This is a genomic window from Campylobacter concisus (genome assembly GCF_002913225.1).
GTDB lineage: Bacteria > Campylobacterota > Campylobacteria > Campylobacterales > Campylobacteraceae > Campylobacter_A > Campylobacter_A concisus_J.
Genome location: NZ_PPAW01000020.1, coordinates 1 through 19062, shown reverse-complemented (window position 1 = coordinate 19062; position 19062 = coordinate 1). Strand labels below are relative to the sequence as shown.

General features: G+C 39.7%; 16 protein-coding genes. 3 read left to right on the top strand and 13 right to left on the bottom strand.

The window, feature by feature from the left end:
- Positions 1-32: 32 nt before the first annotated feature.
- Genes CYP26_RS04615 through CYP26_RS04605 form a run of 3 tightly spaced genes read right to left on the bottom strand, consistent with a single transcriptional unit; the run spans position 33 to position 2881 of the window.
- On the bottom strand, positions 33-803 hold the full coding sequence (locus tag CYP26_RS04615; RefSeq protein ID WP_103630554.1) for a polysaccharide deacetylase family protein: 771 nt from the start codon (positions 801-803) through the stop codon (positions 33-35).
- On the bottom strand, positions 800-1849 hold the full coding sequence (locus CYP26_RS04610; RefSeq protein ID WP_103630553.1) for a glycosyltransferase: 1050 nt from the start codon (positions 1847-1849) through the stop codon (positions 800-802). Before CYP26_RS04610 ends, CYP26_RS04615 begins: the two co-directional genes overlap by 4 nt.
- A 3-nt stretch (positions 1850-1852) precedes the next feature.
- A complete protein-coding gene (locus CYP26_RS04605) occupies positions 1853-2881 on the bottom strand; it encodes a glycosyltransferase family 2 protein (protein ID WP_181000862.1) in 1029 nt (342 codons plus the stop codon).
- Positions 2882-2967: 86 nt separating this feature from the next.
- Here CYP26_RS04605 and CYP26_RS04600 point away from each other — a divergent pair, with 86 nt between their 5' ends.
- The 3 genes from CYP26_RS04600 to waaF are packed head-to-tail and all read left to right on the top strand — an operon-like array spanning position 2968 to position 6090.
- The gene (locus CYP26_RS04600) at positions 2968-4137 is read left to right on the top strand and encodes an O-antigen ligase family protein (protein ID WP_103630551.1); all 1170 of its coding nucleotides are present in this window, start codon (positions 2968-2970) and stop codon (positions 4135-4137) included.
- Positions 4109-5140, top strand: coding sequence for a glycosyltransferase family 4 protein (locus CYP26_RS04595; RefSeq protein WP_103630550.1), 1032 nt, complete (start codon positions 4109-4111; stop codon positions 5138-5140). Before CYP26_RS04600 ends, CYP26_RS04595 begins: the two co-directional genes overlap by 29 nt.
- Positions 5137-6090, top strand: coding sequence for a lipopolysaccharide heptosyltransferase II (waaF, locus tag CYP26_RS04590; RefSeq protein ID WP_103630549.1), 954 nt, complete (start codon positions 5137-5139; stop codon positions 6088-6090). The genes CYP26_RS04595 and waaF overlap by 4 nt, the downstream gene beginning before the upstream one ends.
- 35 nt (positions 6091-6125) lie before the next feature.
- Here the strand turns inward: waaF and CYP26_RS04585 are convergent, their stop codons facing one another.
- From CYP26_RS04585 to CYP26_RS04535, 10 genes are all read right to left on the bottom strand, one after another.
- A complete protein-coding gene (locus tag CYP26_RS04585) occupies positions 6126-6833 on the bottom strand; it encodes a DUF6882 domain-containing protein (RefSeq protein WP_103630548.1) in 708 nt (235 codons plus the stop codon).
- Between the two features lie 15 nt (positions 6834-6848).
- Positions 6849-10460: a DNA polymerase III subunit alpha gene (gene dnaE, locus CYP26_RS04580; RefSeq protein WP_103630547.1), complete on the bottom strand. Its 3612-nt coding sequence runs from the start codon at positions 10458-10460 to the stop codon at positions 6849-6851.
- Positions 10461-11233: 773 nt separating this feature from the next.
- The gene (locus CYP26_RS04570) at positions 11234-11575 is read right to left on the bottom strand and encodes a chaperone NapD (protein WP_103574268.1); all 342 of its coding nucleotides are present in this window, start codon (positions 11573-11575) and stop codon (positions 11234-11236) included.
- The gene (locus CYP26_RS04565) at positions 11572-12507 is read right to left on the bottom strand and encodes a WD40 repeat domain-containing protein (RefSeq protein WP_103630545.1); all 936 of its coding nucleotides are present in this window, start codon (positions 12505-12507) and stop codon (positions 11572-11574) included. The genes CYP26_RS04570 and CYP26_RS04565 overlap by 4 nt, the downstream gene beginning before the upstream one ends.
- Complete coding sequence (locus CYP26_RS04560) at positions 12504-12971, bottom strand: 4Fe-4S ferredoxin (protein WP_103630544.1); 468 nt, start codon at positions 12969-12971, stop codon at positions 12504-12506. The genes CYP26_RS04565 and CYP26_RS04560 overlap by 4 nt, the downstream gene beginning before the upstream one ends.
- Complete coding sequence (locus CYP26_RS04555) at positions 12971-13498, bottom strand: nitrate reductase cytochrome c-type subunit (RefSeq protein ID WP_012001478.1); 528 nt, start codon at positions 13496-13498, stop codon at positions 12971-12973. The genes CYP26_RS04560 and CYP26_RS04555 overlap by 1 nt, the downstream gene beginning before the upstream one ends.
- On the bottom strand, positions 13495-14286 hold the full coding sequence (gene napH / locus CYP26_RS04550) for a quinol dehydrogenase ferredoxin subunit NapH (protein ID WP_103630543.1): 792 nt from the start codon (positions 14284-14286) through the stop codon (positions 13495-13497). The genes CYP26_RS04555 and napH overlap by 4 nt, the downstream gene beginning before the upstream one ends.
- A complete protein-coding gene (gene napG / locus CYP26_RS04545) occupies positions 14283-15041 on the bottom strand; it encodes a ferredoxin-type protein NapG (protein WP_410368994.1) in 759 nt (252 codons plus the stop codon). Before napG ends, napH begins: the two co-directional genes overlap by 4 nt.
- Before the next feature lie 11 nt (positions 15042-15052).
- Positions 15053-17833 (bottom strand): nitrate reductase catalytic subunit NapA, encoded by a 2781-nt coding sequence (napA, locus tag CYP26_RS04540; protein ID WP_103630541.1) that lies wholly within the window; start codon positions 17831-17833, stop codon positions 15053-15055.
- 768 nt (positions 17834-18601) lie between these two features.
- Positions 18602-19062, bottom strand: a 461-nt coding sequence (locus CYP26_RS04535; RefSeq protein WP_258031343.1) for a methyl-accepting chemotaxis protein, incomplete at its 5' end; no start/stop codon positions are given.

Sequence of the window (19062 nt, the reverse complement as noted above, 5' to 3'; positions counted from 1 at the left end):
ACTAGAAAATTTTTACTAAATAGTTTAGCCCACTAGGACCTTATCGCTGCGTAGATCGATCCTAGAAAGTCATTTTGGTAGATAAACATGGTCTTTTTAAGCCACTTTTCGTCGCGTTTTGTCACTATGCGTTTTATCTCTTCAAGGTTGCCATCGGCCTTGTTTATGCCACGTTTTGTCGTGAAAAATGCCTTGTAGCCATGCTTTTTAGCAGTACTTAGGTATTCATCATTATATTTACCCCTTGGCCAGCAAAGTGCTTCATCCTCAAAACAAAAGTTTTTCTTCATAAACTCACGACAAAGGCCAAATTCCTCATCCAAGCTAAGCTGCCCAAAGTAGCCATCAAAATGGCCGTGCGTATGCGAGTGAAAGCTAAAGCACTCACTCATCTTCTCGATCTGCTCTAAATTTAAGATCACATCTTGCGGCCTACTTGGCGCAAGCTTCTTACACTCGTTGTGATCGACGTTTAAAAAGCTAGCAGGCCTCATCTCATGAGCCTTTTGCGCCGCTTCTATCCAGCCAGTTATTATAAATATATTTGCTTTTAGTCCAAATTCTTTCACGATAGGATAGGCATAGATGTAGTTGTCCATCCAGCCATCATCAAATGTTATGCAAACGCTCTTTTTGGGCACTTCAAGCTCACCCTTTTTGTATGCGATAAATTCATTTATGCTTAGCGTTTTATAGCCATTTTCGGCTAAAAATTTCATATGCGATCTAAACTCATTCACACTGCTAGCGATAAATCCACTCTTTTCAAGCACGTGGTGATACATCAAAACTGGTACGCTCATTTTACAAGCTCCATATATAATTTTTGTGTGTTTTCTATCATTTTTTCGATGCTAAATGTCTCTTTTACATACTCTCTGCCAAACTCGCCCATCTGCTTTCTTAAATTTTCATCTAAAATAAGCCTTTCAAGCACCTTTTTTAGCCCCTCTTTGTCACCATTTTGAAATAAAAATCCACTCTTTCCGTCGCTTACCGCCTCGCCAAGACCACCCACATCACTTCCGATGGTAGCTAGCTTGCACGAAGATGCCTCAAGTAGCGCCCCGCCGATAGCCTCCATGTCTGAGGGTAACACACAGATATCAAGCGAGCCTAAAAAGTCGCTCACGTCGGTTCTGTTGCCAAGCATGAAGATATTTTTCTTATCTTTTATATACTCGTGTAAATTTTTATTTTGAGGACCATCACCCACGATAAAAAGGGCTGATTTTTCTAAATTTAGCTCGCTAAACGCATCGATTAAGAGCTTGTGATTTTTAGCAGCTCTTAGCACTGCCACGATACAAACGCCTACTACGTCGTCACTTAGGCCAAATTCTTTTTTCATGTCTATCTTAAATTCTGGCGTATATTTTTTCGTGTCGATGCCGGTATAGATTTTTAGCACTTTCTCTTTTTTGACACCTCTTTTTATAAGATCAGCACAGACTGAGTTGCAAACGCCGACCACTTTTGTGCTTAGGTTGTAAGGTATGGGAGAGCTTATAGGTAGTTGTAAATGTCTAGTGCGAACCACACTAACGCCACAAATTTTACCCACGATAGCGCCTATGGTGCCATCTTTGCCTGAGTGAGTTGAGATGATTTTTATATTATTTTGTTTTACAAATTTGCAAATTTTTAAAATTTCAAAGATATTAAAAGATTTTTTAAGGTTAAACTCGACAAATTCGCACTCTATTTGCTTTTCAAGACTTTTTGAGCCAGGGTTTAATCCATAAAAAACCTTAAATTTACTCTTATCTAGTCCATTTATCACACGCTGAGTGCGGTGCTCCTGCCCGCCAAATCCAAGAGAGCTTTCAAGCTCTAGTATGTTTATCATTTTTTACTCTTTAAATTCTTTCATTTTTTTATTTGATAAAAAGCCATTTATTGTATTAAAGATTTTTAAAATTTTTGATACATTTTCGTATGATTTTACATTTTTTAGCATTTTGAGCAAAATTCTATGCTTTAGTCTAAGCTTTGAAAAACCAGCTGAACTTATAATGCTATCAATATCCTCATAGAAAAGGTCAAGCGCCTTTACATAGCTGCTATTTTTCAAATTTGGTCTTGATGAGATAGCTGGCATATAGGCACTTTTGATTTTTCTAAACTCTAGATCAGGCACCATCTCAAGAGCTAAATTTTTATTTCTTAAAATTGAGATTATGTCCTCATAGACAAATTTATGATCCATTACAGCTTTTAGCTTTTCAAAGCCACTAGTGTTATTTTCTCCGATATTGTAGTTATAAAACGCTCTATTTAGCTTTACAAGAGTCTTTGAAGCGATAACATTTCTTACTAAGGCATGAAAATCTTCAGCCTGTGTAATCCCAACTGGAAACAAATTTTCTTTTAAAATTTCTGTTTTAATAGCTTTATTCCATGTATTATGCAAGACTTTATTATGTTTTGAAGCAAGCAATCTCCTTAAATACTCATCTTTATCTATAGTGCATTCATCTTTTGTCTCAAAGTCTTTTAAATATGCTTTTTTATTACCATAAATTTTAAATGCATCTGTTATTACTATATCTGCCTCAAACCTCTCTGCAATATCATATACGCTTGAAGCGTAATCCTTTTCTACGTAATCATCAGCATCAATACAAATAGTGTATTTTCCCTTAGCTAGCAATATACCGTCATTTCTGGCAGCACTTACGCCTGCATTGATCTTTGTTTTTAATATTATTTTATCTTCATACTCTTTTAAAATTTGTGGTGTATTATCACTACTTCCATCGTCTATAACTATTATCTCAATGTCAGTAAAATCTTGAGATATTAGCGAATTTAAACAATTTCTAACATGCTCCTCTTTGTTAAAAACAGGCACTACAAAGCTTATTTTCACGCCAGACACAATACTTCCTTTTAACTTTTTGTTTAATTGTATATTATTTTTAGTTCATCAATGATAAAATGCAAACTTAAATTTAAAGGATATGCATGAAAAATGAGATTGCGTCAAAACTCTATAACTTTTTTTTGCTTGTGATGTTATTTACACTACCAGTTACCGAAGGATTAAAACAAATTTCTTTAACGCTTTTTGTCTTAGTTGGAATTTATATTTGTGTTAAAGAAAAAAGGCAATTTAAATTTGATGTTATAAATGTTTCCCTCTTTATCTTTGTTTTGGCCACTTTTATAAGCTGCCTTGTAAATGGGGTTTCGCCTTCAAGAGTGCTTGATCCATTAAGATGTATGTTGTTTTTCTTTGTAGCTAGAACTGTTGGAACAGAAAAAATAAATTTTAAATTTATGTTTTATGCACTATTTGCTGGTTTTATTGTCGCTTTTATACCAGCTTGCATAGAAAAATTTAGTGATCAAGATCCAGAGGCTTTTTTAATATTAAAATCAATTGGACATGTAAATCATAGTGCTATTTACATATTTTTAATTTTTCTAACAGCACTATTATTTATATCAAATAAAAATAAAAATAGATCAATAAATATTTCCATATCTATAATTTGTATTTTAGCTCTTGCTATCGCTGGTTCAAGATCGACTGCTTATATGATTCCATTGGTTAGTGTTTTAATTTTCTCATATTTGATATATAAAAAAGAGGTTAGCTTTAAGCTCTCACTAACACTATCCATTTTATTTTGCGTAGTGTTTTTTACATACTTATATATAACCATAGCCTTTACTGCAGATGAAAGAATATACGATCAAATGTCAAAAGGGGTGCAAGGTGGTGAATTTAGATTTCTCATATTTGAAAGTGCATTTAAAACATGGCAAGACAATATCTTTTTTGGCATAGGTAGTGGAAATTTTAAGAGTATAGATTTGACACACTTTTTTCCACAAAGTGCAAAAGCACATGTATCTCATTCACATAATACCTTCTTAACATTCTTAACCGAAAAAGGCATCATCGCCCTGCTTGCGTATTTAGTATTTCAACTATCACTTTTTATTAAATTTATTAAAAATTTCAGACAAAGCCGTATAGTTTTTCTAGCGCTTTTGATGCTTTTTTTTCAAAATGTAATTTCACTTGTAAATACGACATTTCACCATGAAAACGCACTTTTGATGCTCTTATTTTGGGCACTGGCTTTAGGAGTTATAGATGAAAAAAATAGTATTTTTAAGAACTAATCCAAGCGCAGTTGGAGGTGCTGAAAGATACTTAAGAAGGCTTGTTAAGGCCATAAATGAGCTTGGTATTCAAACAGAAATTCGCTCATATCTTGGAGACACCAGCGTCTCTTCTTGGAAAAAAGCTCTAAATTTTAACCGCCAAGTAAAACGTCAAAAAAAAGAGGACGAGTTTTACTTTAGCCTAGAGCGAGTAAGCTGCGCCGATATCTACAGGGCAGGAGACGGCGTGCATAAGGTTTATAGGGCGACAAAGAGCTTTTGGTGGCTAAACCCCCTAAATTTCGTCTATCCATACTTAGAGAAAAAGTGCTTTAAAAACTCCCAAAAGATCATCACAAACTCAAATTTCATCAAAGAGCAGATCATCGCAACTTACAGCATAGAGCCTGAAAAGATCACGACCATTTATAACGGCGTAAATTTACCCCAAAGGGTACAAAAAGCCGAGGCAAAGCTCGCACTTTGTGAGGAATTCGGACTTAAATTTGAGCTTGCGACCCTGCTTTTTGTGGGAAATGGCTTTAAAAGAAAGGGGCTAAAAGAGTTTTTGCTCCTTGCTTCAAAGCTAAAAACGCCCGTAAATACGCTCATTGTGGGAAAAGACAAAAACATCTCAAGCTACAAACGCCTAGCTAAAAAACTTGGACTAAACGCCTACTTTGTCGGCGAGCAAAAGAGCACAGCTAAATTTTACGAGGCGAGCGATATTTTTATCTTTCCAACGCACTATGAACCATTTTCAAATGTCGTGCTAGAGGCACTTAGCTTTAAAAACGTGGTCTTTACGACAGCTCAAAATGGCGCTAGCGAGATTTTAGAAGACAAATTTGTGCTTCAAAGCCCAAATGATGAGAGCGCGCTGGAGTTTATAGATGAAATTCTCACAAACCATAAGCTTTTAGCGAGCCTGCAAGAGAAGGCTTACGAGCTTTCTTTAAATTTTAGCATCGAAAAAAACGCCGCTCTTACGCTTGATGTTATAAAAGATGCCTTAAAATGAGAGTTTTTATCGAGCTTCCAACCTGGCTTGGTGATAGTGTGATGGCAAGCGCTGCGATCGAAAATTTGGTGCAAAATGAGAAGAATTTACAAATTGTTTTTTTTGGCTCATTTGTAGCTTGCGAGCTTTACAAAAGCCATCCAAACTGCGAAAAAGTAGTCGTTGATGAGAGCAAAAAGGCTAAATTTAGACTTTTATCTCTTGCAAAAAGTGCAAAAAGTCTTGGCAAATTTGATCTAGCGCTTAGCTTTAGAAGCTCGTTTGCTAGTAAATTTTTGCTATTTTTTATAAATGCTAAGAAAAAAGCCATATTTAAAAAGAGTAAAACTGTCCTTCATCAGGTGCTAAAATATGCAAATTTTGTAAAAAATGCCCTAGGCCTAAGCGAAATTTCTACTCAGCTAAAGCTACATTTTACACCTCAAATTTCAACCAAAAAAACATTAGCACTAAATCCAGGTGCAAGCTATGGAAGTGCGAAAAGATGGTATCCAGAGTATTTTGCGCAGGTGGCTTTAAATTTTAAAGATGAGTTTGAGATCGTTATCTTTGGTGGCAAAGGCGAGCAAGAAATTTGTGAAAAAATAGAGCAAATTTTAAAAGAAAATGGCGTAGCTTGCCAAAATTTAGCTGGCAAAACCAGTGTCAAAGAGCTTTGTGAGCGCATAGCTGGACTTAGTAAAAATGGCATTTTCGTCACAAACGATAGCGGTCCTATGCACGTAGCTGCCGCCTTTCATGTGCCAACAATCGCTCTTTTTGGACCGACAAAATTTAGCGAGACCTCGCCCTGGGGCAATAAATTTACAAAGATAATGCATCTAAATTTAGCTTGCATGCCCTGTATGAAGCGAGTTTGCCCGCTAAAAACGCATGCTTGTATGAAAGAGCTAAAGCCACAAATGGTAATAGATGAGATAAATTTACTAAGAAAAGAGCTAGATTATTAAGCTAAGCGCACGAATAACCCAGCCAAAATATAAGCTTAAAGCTTCGCAGAGACGCTTGTTAGCCTGTTTAATTCATCAAATGAAAAAATTACATTATCTTTAAATTTAGCTACTATCTCATCTTTGTTTTCACTAAATTTTATCTCGCAACCCAGCAAAAGCCCTTTTATAAAAAGCCTGTGATCAAGCTCATAGGCACTTATACACTCATTTACTACGCTTACTACTTCGTTTGCTAAAACTGGCTCTTTAAAGATAGTCTCCGCCCTAAATGCCACGTACGCAGCACCTCCGTCGTAATCAATCCTATAATAGCTTAGCTCCTCGCCAAGCGCCACGCAAGCGACCATGCTGAGCGTATGACCATTTACATTTTCGTCCAGCTCAAACTGCGCCGTTTTAAACGCTTCAAGCCCAAATTTCTCGCCAAACTCACGCGCCCTATTTGCAAGTCCAAGCAAGCGCTCATTAAAGCCATTTATATTTTTATATCCCCAAAGCCAAGTGTTTGACGAAAAGCTCTCAGAGCCGATAAACTGCATATAAAACTCCTGCTTGTCAAAGCAAATTTTGCCACTTTCAAAGTCAGCCTGCCACTTGCTAGCCTCAACCACTTGCTTAAAAAGCCGTTTTTGAAGCAGCATCGCTCTGCCAAGGCAAGCGCTAAAAAGCTCACTCCAGCTAGACTTATCCACACCAAGCTCATCTAAAAAATGGTCCTTTTTTCTAAAAATATCAAACATTTCTCGTCCTTAAATTTACGCTGAAGCGGCTAGCTTTTCTATCTCTTCGCCTACATCATCACTTACGATAAACTCGGTCTTATAGATGAAAATTTCGCCAGTTGCTTCATTTTTTATCTTCAAAATTAGCCGTTTTTGATTATTTGGAGCATTTTTGCTAAAAACTAGCGAGTAAATTTGCTCCAGCTTTTGCCTGCTAAGCTCGCTCAGCATCAAAAGCACCTCTAGTTCGGCATACTCTCTTACTTTTTGAGGGGCGCTCGCCTCTTCATTTTTGCTAAATTTAGAGTTTTGCTTTAGCTTTCTAGTCTTAAAGTCTAAATTTTGCGCGTCTTCTAGGCTATAAACCTCATTTAAATTTGTCCTAACAAACTGATCGTCGCGCGAGATATTTATCCTAAAAGCATAAGGCAAATCGCGCTTTGCCTCGTCTTTTACGATATCTTCGATGTTGCCAAGCTCCCTTTCAAAGACGGCGATCTCGATGTTGCCGTGAAAATCAAGCACATTTATAGTGCCCATTTTTTTACCGCTTTTTGTGATCCTTGTGCTAAAGTCCTCGATCTTGCCAACTACCAAAATTTCAGCACTTTGCGGCAAGGTTTCAAACTCCGAGCTTAGCGTGTATTTGATCTTATTTATCTCGTCCTTATAGTCATCAAGCGGGTGGCCTGAGAGGTAGATGCCAACGCTCTCTTGCTCAAATTTCAATATCTGCTTGATGTCAAATTCATCATCTATAGTGACGAAATTTATCTTCACATCATTCATGCTATCATCTTCGCCAAATAGGCTCTCAGCCGCGTTTTTACGTATCTGGGCTGCATTTTTGCAAGCTTCTACGATATTTTCTACATTTTGTAAAAGCATCTTGCGGCTAAAGCCAAACTCATCGAAGCAACCAGCTTTTATAAGGCTTTCAAAGACCTTTTTATTGACCTTAAATGGATCGATCCTTGAGACAAAGTCATCCATGCTCTTAAACTCGCCTTTTGCGTCACGCTCAGCGATGATGTTCTCAATTGCCGCTCCACCAACGCCCTTAATCGCCCCAAGTCCAAATATAATGCCATCGTGACCCTCATTTTTAACGACACTAAATTCTTTGGTTGATTTGTTGATAGATGGTGGCAAGGTATCGATGTTTATGCGTTTTATCTCATCGATGTAGCGAACGATCTTATCGACGTTGCTCTCCTCGCTTGTTAGAAGTGCCGCCATAAATTCAGCCGGATAGTAAGCCTTCAGATAAGCAGTCTGAAATGTGACATAAGCGTATGCTGCAGAGTGAGACTTGTTAAAGCCATATCCTGCAAATTTAACGATCAGCTCGAAAAGATCGTCCGCTTTTTGTCCATTTAGCCCCTTTGCCTCAGCACCTTTTACAAACTCGCCCTTTAGCCTGTCCATCTCTTCTTTGATCTTTTTACCCATCGCACGGCGCACAAGGTCCGCACCGCCTAAGCTAAAGCCGCCTATGGCCTGCACGATCTGCATGACTTGCTCTTGATAGACGATGACGCCGTATGTTGGCGCAAGGATCGGCTCAAGCTCCTTAAATGCGTATGTTATTTCCGCTTCGCCATGTTTTCTTTTGACGAAGTCATCAAGCATGCCACTCTCCATAGGCCCTGGGCGGTAGAGTGCTAGCATCGCAACGATGTCCTCAAAGCAGTCTGGGCGCAGGCTAGTTCCTAGCTTTCTCATGCCCTCGCCCTCTATCTGAAAGATACCGATGGCTTGGCCACTTTGTATCATTTTATAAACGCCAGAGTCGTTTTTATCGACCTGCTCCCAGATGATCTCCTTGCCAGTGCGCTGTTTAACGAGCTTTATCGCATTGTCGATAACCGTTAGCGTCTTAAGGCCAAGAAAGTCAAATTTTATTAAATCAACGTCTTCAAGGTATTTGAGGCTATACTGAGTGACAAAGCGATCTTCTGGGCTGTTTGGTTGGCGAAATAGCGGGGTTTTGTTCCAAAGCTCTTCGTTTGAGATGACGACACCCGCTGCGTGCTGACCGGCGTTTCTGTTTAGCCCCTCAAGATCAAGGGCAAATTTCCAAATTTTAGCCGCCTTTGGGTTTTGACTTATTAGCTCAGCTATCTTTGGCTCTTTATCATAGGCATCTTTTAGTGTGATATTTAGCTCATCAGGGATAAGTTTTGCCATCGCATCAGCCTCCGCATAAGGCATGTCGCAAACTCTAGCGACGTCTCTGATGACACCTTTTGCGAGCAATTTACCAAATGTAATGACGCCAGCAACGTTAAATTTACCGTATTTTTGCGTGACGTAGTCGATGATCTCGCCACGCCTGCTTTGGCAAAAGTCCACGTCGATATCTGGCATGCTAACGCGCTCTGGGTTTAGAAATCTCTCAAAAAGCAGGTTGTATGGGATAGGATCAAGGTCAGTTATCTTTAGCGAGTAAGCGACCAAGCTACCAGCCGCAGAGCCACGTCCTGGGCCAACTGGCACGCCTCTACGCTTGGCTTCGTTGATGAAGTCCCAAACGATCATCATATATCCTGGGAAATTCATCTTATTGATGATGCCGATCTCTATCTCAAGGCGCTTTCTATACTCTTCGTGTAAATTTTTTGGGACAAATTTCAGCCTCTCTTCAAGGCCTTTTCTGCACTCGTGCTCGAAAAATACAGCGTCATTTTTGAAACTATATCTGTTTTCTGGCTCTGGGAGGGTTAAATTTCTCTCTTTGGCGCACTCAAGAGTAAATTTGAAATTTGGCGGAGTTGGGTTACCAAGCTTGATCTCAAGATTGCACTTATCCACGATCTCTTGGGTGTTTTCTATCACTTCAGGGATGTCTAAAAATAGCTCATTCATCTGCTCTTTGCTTTTAACAAAAAACTCATGGACGCTGTGGCGAAGTCGGTTTGGATCGTCTAATGTTTTGTTCATCGCAATGCACATGAAAACCTCGTGCGCAGCGGCTCTTTCTTTAAAAGTGTAGTGGGTGTCGTTTGTGGCGATGACCTTGATGCCAGTCTCTTTTGCGATACGCAAGATGTCATCGTCTATGCGCCTTTGATCGCCGATGCCGTGGCGCATGATCTCAAGGTAAAAGTCATCGCCAAAAATTTCTTTATACTCAAGCGCGACCTCTTTTGCCCTCTCGTAGCCTTTAGCACCAAATTTAACGTTACGCTCGCTTAAATTTAGATGCCAGCTCACCTCACCCTGCAAGCAAGCAGAGCTGCAAACTAGCCCCTCGCTGTGCTCTTTTAAGATTTTTTTATTGATACGAGGATAGTAGTAAAAGCCCTCGATATAGCTCATGGAGCTAAGATACATCAAATTTTTATAGCCAGTCTCGTTTTTGGCGATTAGTATGAGGTGAAAGCGCTGCTTGGTGCTCTTATCATCGAGCTGCTCGCCGTTGTGCACGTAAGCCTCGATGCCAATTAGCGGTTTTATCCCATTTTTTTTCATCTTTTTGTAAAAATCAATCGCGCCAAACATGTTGCCGTGATCCGTGATCGCTGCTGCCGTGTCGCCTCTGTCATGGAGCGTATGAGCTAGCTCTTCTATCTTGTTAGCTCCGTCTAGTAGGGAGTATTCGGTGTGTAAATGTAGGTGTGTAAAGCCAGAATTTTCACTCATTTTTTATCCTTTTTAATGAGCGGATTTTACAAAATTTTGGCTAATAAGGCGCTTGATGAAAACTTAATGGGAGCTTTAAAAATTTAGATATTTTTCGGTATGTAGTAAGAGCAAAGCGCGCGATTATGCTACCGCGCTGCGCTATTTAGCGTCTGACAAATTTTAAAATTAGAGCTGGCAAATCACGCTTCTAAATTTAGTGGTATATTAAGGCGAGCAAGTAAGATTTTAAAATTTGCTTTACAATGCATACATTTTATTGAAATTCCAGCAAATTTTAAAATTTTATGAACGAGTAATTTCGGCTCTGATTTTAGTGACAAGCTTTGCGAGACCTAAAATCAGTAGTCAATTCTTGCGAGTGAGTGAAAGTTTAAAATTTGTAAATTAATCTAATCAAATTTAAATGTTTGCTTCTTTTTTAAGAGGGAAGGGGCTTGAATTACGGTCTGCTTGCAGTTGCGAGCTTGCGAAGCAAAGAAGCCCCCCCCCTTTTTTTTAACGATCCCCCTAACCCCGACGACGTTAGAGGTGCATGCGATAGTGCTAACGCACTGCATGCGTTTTATCGTCAGGCAAGTGTAGGCAAATTTTAAAAATTTAAGAACGAGCATATCACGCTTCTAAATTTAGTGGCGAGTTTTACAAGAGCTAAATTTAGTAAGTTGCTAAGGCGAGTGAGTAAAGTTTTAAAATTTGCGAAATAATAAATTTCTATTTTTGAAATCTCAACTTTAAATTTATAAATTCTTTTATCCAAAAGGGAGTTAAATTTACCTCACCTTATAATGCACGCTACCGCCGTATGCGATATCTTCGGCTTTTACGTCATCGCTTGTTAAGATTTCACTTATCTTGCCGTTTGCTTCAAGCCTCTCTCTATTTTCCTGAGCGTCTTCTTGATAGCTATAAACCATCGCAACGCTCACCACACCGCTAATGCCCTCTATCATCTTAAAAACTCTGATCTCATCTTCTATGCTCTCTGAGCTAACTACCACCACGATCCTATCTTCTGCATCAGTGATGATCTCGCACTCTTTTAGCTTGCCTATCTCGCTTTTTACGCTCTCGTTTTTATTATCAGTATAGACTATCAGGCTTGAAATATTCATCTAACTCTCCAAAATAAAATTTTCTTCTCATAAGCAGAGGTCACAACCTCGTTGTCGCTTATAAAAACTATGCTATTTATCGTGCTTTGCCCAGTTTTTAGCATTGCGATATTTTCTAGGCTTGTGCTATCAACCAAATTTACATCGCTCATCTCATCGCTCATATATGCAGCGGTCTTACCGTCACTACTAAGCCCCACGCCATAAACCAAAAAGCCAGTGTTTATCTTTTTTAGCGTCCCAGCTGAGAAGATGCCAACGATCCTGTCGGTGCCTCCACTTATCATGACGCCATTTTTATAGGCGACGTCGTAGATATTATCAGTGTGGATATCTAAAATTTTGTCCATTTTTTTAGTGCGAACATTGTAAAAATAGACCTTACCACTCTCGCAAGCGATCGCTAGCGTGCCTCTATCCTCGCTTATCTCCATATCTGAGAGCATTGCGATTGATATTTTAAAACTATCATAAATTTCGCCACTTTTTAGGTTTAAAAAGTAAATTTCATTGCTGATCGAGGCAAGTGCTATATGCTCATCACCTAAAAATAGAGCCTTTTTTATCGCTTGATTAGCCATTTTTATGCTTCTCATCTGCCCATTTTCTCTTATATAAAGCACCTTTGTAGCGTAGTCACCCTCGCTTAGGATGAGGATCTTTCCGCCAAGCTCATCTACGCTTAAAATTTTTGGCCTCTCATGGTCGCTTACGTATGTTTTTATATCATCCATTTTGATGATCTCATCAAATTTAGACTCTTTTGGATCGTAAATTTCAACCGTGCCACCATCAGTTGCGATAAAAAGTTTGCCATTTATCAGCGTAGTATTAAGCACATTTGCACTAGCTTCTATCTCTTTAACAGGCATTGTGATCTCATTTGCAAAGACAAAATTTAACAAGCAAAAAAGAAAAAATAAAACTCTCATAAAGCCTCCATCTCAAGCGAATTTTTAAAACAAACATCAAAGCACTCGCCGCAGCTTACGCAATTTTGATTGATTATAGGGCGAAAAACACCAAGAAACTCAACTGCTTTAAATTTACAAGCATCAAGGCAGTTGTAGCAAATCGTGTCATTCCACGCTAGGCAGCTAGCGACGTTGATGCTAACCTTTGCGTTTATGCTCTTTGGCGAGTTTAAGCTTAGTGTCACGTGAGCGCTACTTTGACAAGCTTTCGCACACTCTTCGCAAAAGTCGCAGCCTAGCTTTTTAACTTTAAAAACAACTCTTTCATTTTCAAAGCTAAGAAGCTCTTTTTCGCAGGCACTTACGCAGCCAGCCTCACAGCCAGCGCAGTCAAATTCACCGCTAAAAAATGGCGGATTTATAAATTTGGGAGCAGGTTTTGCCCCCAAAATTTTGCTAAAAAGCTCGCGCCTGCTTTGCATTACTTAACGCCGTCATTTAAAACGTCTAGTAAATTTGACTTATGTGAGCCGTTTTTATCTCTAAAGTCAGGCTTAAATTTATTGCCAACAAGCTGAGTTACGCCATTTTGTTGCTCGACGTGGCAAGTTGTGCAGTTATATCTCTCATCATCAAGCTTGCCTGCAAGATCTTTTTTGTTTCTGATGTCATAAAGGTGAGAAGCTGGGATAGGAGTAGCTCCGCTATCTTTTGCAAACTCAGGCATGTGGCAGGTTACGCACATATTTGAATCTTTTGTGATAGGCACCAAACCCTCAGTGTCGTGTGGGATAAACGGAGGTGCATTTTCAAAAGATCTATCAAACCTCTTTGCCATACCCGCTGGCTCTTTTGTGTAGTTGATGTCTTTTAAAACAACGTCTTTATCATCTAACAAATCGACATTTCTAAGGCCGATCTGCGAATCGCTAATGCTTGGATTATTCAATGCACATGCCGCTAAAAAGGCAGCGCATAGTGCTCCAAGCGCCATTATTTTCATTTTCATTTTTCTCTCCTTAAATTTCTAATACTAAAATTTAGCGCCCCGTCGCCGCAAACGTCGATGCATCTACCGCAGCTTATGCACTCGCTTGAGCTAACCGCGCGGCTCTCTTTGCCGATCATATCTAGCACTTGCACCTCTGGGCAGACGAGCTTGCACTTCATACATTTTGTGCAGGCATTTGCGTCGTGTTTTACTCTGATAAGAGCAAATTTTGATATCACCGCGTAAAATGCACCAAGCGGGCAGACGTGTGAGCAAATTCCACGCTTTAGTACGAACATATCAAAGGCCACTATGCCAATGGCGATGCCAATGGCGCTAACTGAGCCATAGATGATGCCACGCTGGATGATACCTATAAAGCTAATACTCTCAAACGCTGGCACTGACAGAGCAAGGCTTAAGATAAGAGCAAGCGCTAGTAAGTAATAGCGCAAATTTTTACTTACGTTTAAAATTTTCTCACCCTTAAAGCCAAATTTCTCCCTTAGCTTGTAAGCAATGTCGGTTAGTAAATTTACTGGGCAAACCCACGAGCAAAACGCTCTAGAAGCGATGAGTGCGTAAAATGCAAAGACGATGATTGCGCCTATTACCCCATTTATGCCTACGCTAAAGCTTGCTAGTAAAATTTGAAGCACCGCAAATGGATCGCTTAGTGGAATTTGTCCAAAAAGCGTAGATGAGCTTAAATTTCCGCTAAGTATCTTAACTCCATAAACATTTCCTAGGATAAATAGCACTAGGATAGAAATTTGAGTTATTCGTCTTAAGATTAAAAATTTCATAGCTCACCGCCATTTAGATAGTCAGTCGCCTTTTTTATGTCGAGCTTTATCTTGCTGTTGGCATCATCCACGCGCCTTTCATCTTCTTTTATCCAGCCTTTGACATAGTTATCGCCAACTTTGCCAAGCACAACCTCGCGGTTTAGCACAGTAATGGCTGCTTTTTCGGTGATACAGGCTCGCTCACACACGCCACAACCCGTGCAAATATCGCTGTCAACTACTGGGAGCAAAAATGCATGCTTTTGCGTCCTTTCGTTGCGGCGATACTCAAGATACAAGGCTTTGTCTATGAGCGGACAGGCTCTGTAACAAGCGTCGCACTGTATGCCCCAGTAGGCCACGCAGTTTTTCATATCGACCACTGCAACGCCCATTTTGGCTTTGTTGATATCGAGTTTGCCAGCTGTGCTAACTAAATTTGCGTCTAGTGCCCCAGTCGGACAGGCTGGCACGCAAGGGATATGCTCGCACATATGACAAGGAATTTTTCTAGGCTCAAAATAAGGCGTACCGACACTTATACCATCTTCAAGAGTAGCAAGTTTTAGCGTATCAAATGGACAGGCCTCTACGCAAAGCCCACACCTAATACAGCTTTTCAAAAACTGCTTCTCCGCTTTCGCACCAGGCGGTCTAAGAAGTACAAGCGGTGAGGCTTTGGCACTAAGTGACCATACAAAGCCTCCGCCAAGAGCTAAGATCGCTGCCTTAGCTCCAAATTTCAAAGCTTCTCGCCTACTTGAAAATTCCATATCAGCCACTTTTACGCCTTGTAAATTTTAACCGCGCACTTTTTATAGTCTGTCTCTTTTGAGATAGGGCAAGTAGCGTCAAGGCAGACTTTATTTATAAATACGTTTTCATCAAAGAAAGGCACATAAACAAGTCCTACTGGCGGCTTATTTCTACCTTTTAGATCTACTCTTGCTTTTACCTTGCCACGGCGTGACTCGACCCAAACGATCTCGTTTTGCATTACGCCAAGCTTTTTAGCGTCATCTTCGTGCATGTAGCAAAGCGCCTCTGGGACGGCTCTATAAAGCTCAGGAACACGCATAGTCATCGTGCCTGTATGCCAGTGCTCTAGAACACGGCCAGTACATAGCCAGAATGGATAATCTTTGCTTGGCATCTCGCATGGATCCATGTAAGGGCGGAAGAAAATTTTTGCTTTGTTTGCAAGAGGAGTTTTCTCTTGATTTTTCACACCTTTTAGATCGCCTGTTGGAAGGGCTGCGTTTTTGTTGCCGTAGAATGCAAATTTATCATTTGGAGCAGCTTTTTTAGCGTATGGGTCAAATTTGGTGTTAAATCTCCACTGAGTCTCTTTACCATCGACAACTGGCCATCTAAGACCTCTTACTCTGTGGTAAGTGTCAAAGTCAGCTAGGTCGTGGCCGTGGCCAACGCCAAATTTTCTATACTCTTCCCAAAGATATTTGTGGATGAAAAATCCATATCCTTTAAATTCTTTACCATCTGAGCCGATCACTTTTCTGCTGTCGCCAAAGACTTCTGTGTTGTCATAGTTTTCCATGATCGGATCGTTTGCGCTAAATTTCTTAGCATCTTCGTTTGCAAAAAGCACGTCAAATAGCGTATCTTCTTCGCTATATCCCATAGCTTTTGCAGCCTCAAGCACGCTTGGAAGTGTCACTTTGTCATTTAGCTTTTTCTCGCCCCAAACATCTTTTAGTTTAAAGCGCTTACTAAACTCAAGCATCTGCCAGATATCAGGCATCGCTTCGCCAACAGGGAGCACTTGCTGTCTCCAGTGCTGTGTCCTTCTCTCGGCGTTGCCGTATGCGCCCCATTTTTCGTAGATCATCGCAGTTGGGAGGATAAGGTCAGCTACTTTTGCAGAAATTCCTGGATAAGGGTCGCTTACGACGATGAAGTTGTCCATTTCGCGAGCTGCTTTGATCCAGTGGTTTGCGTTTGCAGTGTTTTGCCATGGGTTATTTACTTGAACCCAGATAAATTTAACCTTGCCATCTTCAAGATCACGCATCATTTTTACGTAGTGTGAGCCTGGTACGGCATTTAGTGTGCCAGCAGGTAGTTTCCAAAGTTTTTCAGTGATCTCTCTATGTTTTGGATTGCCGACAACCATGTCAGCTGGCAAGCGGTGAACGAATGTTCCAACCTCTCTTGCTGTTCCGCACGCACTTGGCTGACCTGTTAGAGAAAAGGCACCTGAGCCTGGAAGTGCTTGCTTGCCAAGTAAGAAATGCACCATATAAGCTTGCTCATTTACCCATGTGCCGCGTTGGTGTTGATTAAAGCCCATAGTCCAGAAGCTCACGACTTTACGATTTTTCTCGATGTAAAGATCAGCAAGTGCTTTTAATTTTTTCTTAAATTCATTGATATCTTCGTTTGGATCGCCTTTTGCCACTTTAGCTGTAAAATCAAGTGTGTAAGGCGCAAGAGCTTTTTTAAACTCTTCAAATGTTATTTGCCAGTGATCGCCAGCTTTTGCAGCATTTTTATTTTCTAGCGTATCACCAGCCTTTAGGCCAAGATAAGAAAGCGTAACGCCCTCAGCCTCGCTTAGCACCTTTGACTTCTCAGTCGCAGCTGTGTCTAGCTCGCTTGGAGCATATTTTTTGTGGTGGATGTCTGGACGAAGACCATATCCGATATCAACTGGGCCAGCTGTGAAGACGCAGTGTTTTTTAACAAACTCTTCATCGATCATCTCAGGGTGGTTATAAACTATCTCACGAGCGATGTAGTTCCAGATAGCAAGGTCAGATGACGGAGCAAAAATGATCTCGATATCGGCTAAATTTGATGTTCTAGTTGAGTAAGTGCTTAAATTTACGACCTTTACTCTATCAGGATCGCTAAGCTTTCTATCGCTCACGCGCGCCCAAAGGATCGGGTGCATCTCAGCCATATTTGCGCCCCAAGCTATGATGGTATCTGTTAGCTCGATGTCATCAAAGCAGCCTGATGGCTCATCGATACCAAAAACTTGCATAAAACCAAGAACCGCACTTGCCATGCAGTGTCTTGCGTTTGGATCGATACTGTTGCTTCTAAAGCCACCTTTCATAAGCTTAACAGCTGTATAGCCCTCTGGGATAGTGTATTGACCAGAGCCAAGCACACCGATACCGTGAGGTCCTAGCTCATCATAAGTCTTTCTAAACTGAGCTTCCATCACGTCAAATGCTTGTTTCCAGCTTACTTGCTTAAATTTACCTTTTTTGTCAAATTCGCCCTTTTCATTTACACGTAAAAGCGGATGAGTGATCCTATCTTCGCCGTACATGATCTTAGCATTAAAGTAGCCTTTGATGCAGTTTAGACCGCGGTTTACTGGTGCTTCTGGATCGCCTTTTACAGCTACTATCTTGCCCTCTTTGGTTGCGACCATGATGCCACATCCAGTTCCGCAAAATCTACAGGCAGCTTTGTCCCAACGCCAACCTTTTTCAACTTCACTTGCCGCACTTAGCGAGCTTGGCACAGCGATGCCAGCACTAGCACAAGCAGCACTAGCTGCAGCACTTTTGATGAAATCTCGTCGATTCATTTTTTCTCCTTCAAAGATTTAAACAAATTTAATAGATATTATCCTCATTAAACTTATTTACCCCTGATTTACATAGATAAAATTTTAATAAACTTAAAACATAAAATTACATATTAGTTTAAGAAAATTTATATAAATAGCCCTTGATAAAAGAACTAATGTGATAATTTAAAGCAATTTTTTTACATATTTATGGGGATTTTACAAGTAAATCTTAAAAAAATAAATTATAAATTTATTTAAATAGTTGAGTAGAAAAGTAACACATAAATTGGGCTAAATTTATCTTTTATTTAATCAAATTTATGCACGATGGAACAAGAAATTTTAAAATTTATAAACGAGCATATCACGGCTCTAAATTTAAATTTTATTGAAATCATCCACATGCAGTGCTTTAGCACAATTGCATGCACCTCTAACGTGCGAGGGGTTTAGGGGATTTAAAAAGGGGGATAAGGGGACAGCTTCGTAATTCAAGTCCCCTTGTCTCCCCTTTTTGATAAAGCAAATTTAGAAATTTAATTAAGCTGTCTTTACAAATTTTAAAATTCCATTCACTCGCAAGAATTGACTACTGATTTTAGGTCTCGTTATCACTTGCCACTGAATTTGGAAGCGTGATGTGCCAGCTCTAATTTTAAAATTTGCTTGAATTTTCTTGAGTATTAAATTCAAAGTTTAAAGCAGAAAAACAAGTAGTCTAAATTCACATAGCCCTCTAATGCTTCAGAGGACTATGCTTTGTATTGTGCTTGGGTTTGTTTGTTAAAACCTCTTCTTCCTAACATCCTCAACAATAGCTTTAGCCATCTCATCTACTTCTGATGTTACTTCATTTGCTTGGTTTGCAATTACAACATTCTCTTTTGTTAGGTGATCTATTTGAGCAACTGATTGATTTATCATATTGATTCCTTCACTTTGCTCTTTAATTGATTCACTCATCTCATTTATTGATTGAGCTAGGACATTTGTATTTGCTTCTATCTCTCCTAGAGATTTTTGAGTTCTTTCAGCTAGTTTTCTTACTTCATCAGCAACAACTGCAAATCCTCTGCCATGTTCTCCTGCACGTGCTGCTTCTATTGCAGCATTAAGAGCTAGAAGGTTTGTTTGATCTGCTATATCTCTAATGATAGTTATGATGTTTTTAATTTCATCACTTTGTCTTATGACATCAGCTGTCTTTTGAGAGATAGCATTCATTGAGCTAGACATTTGTTCAA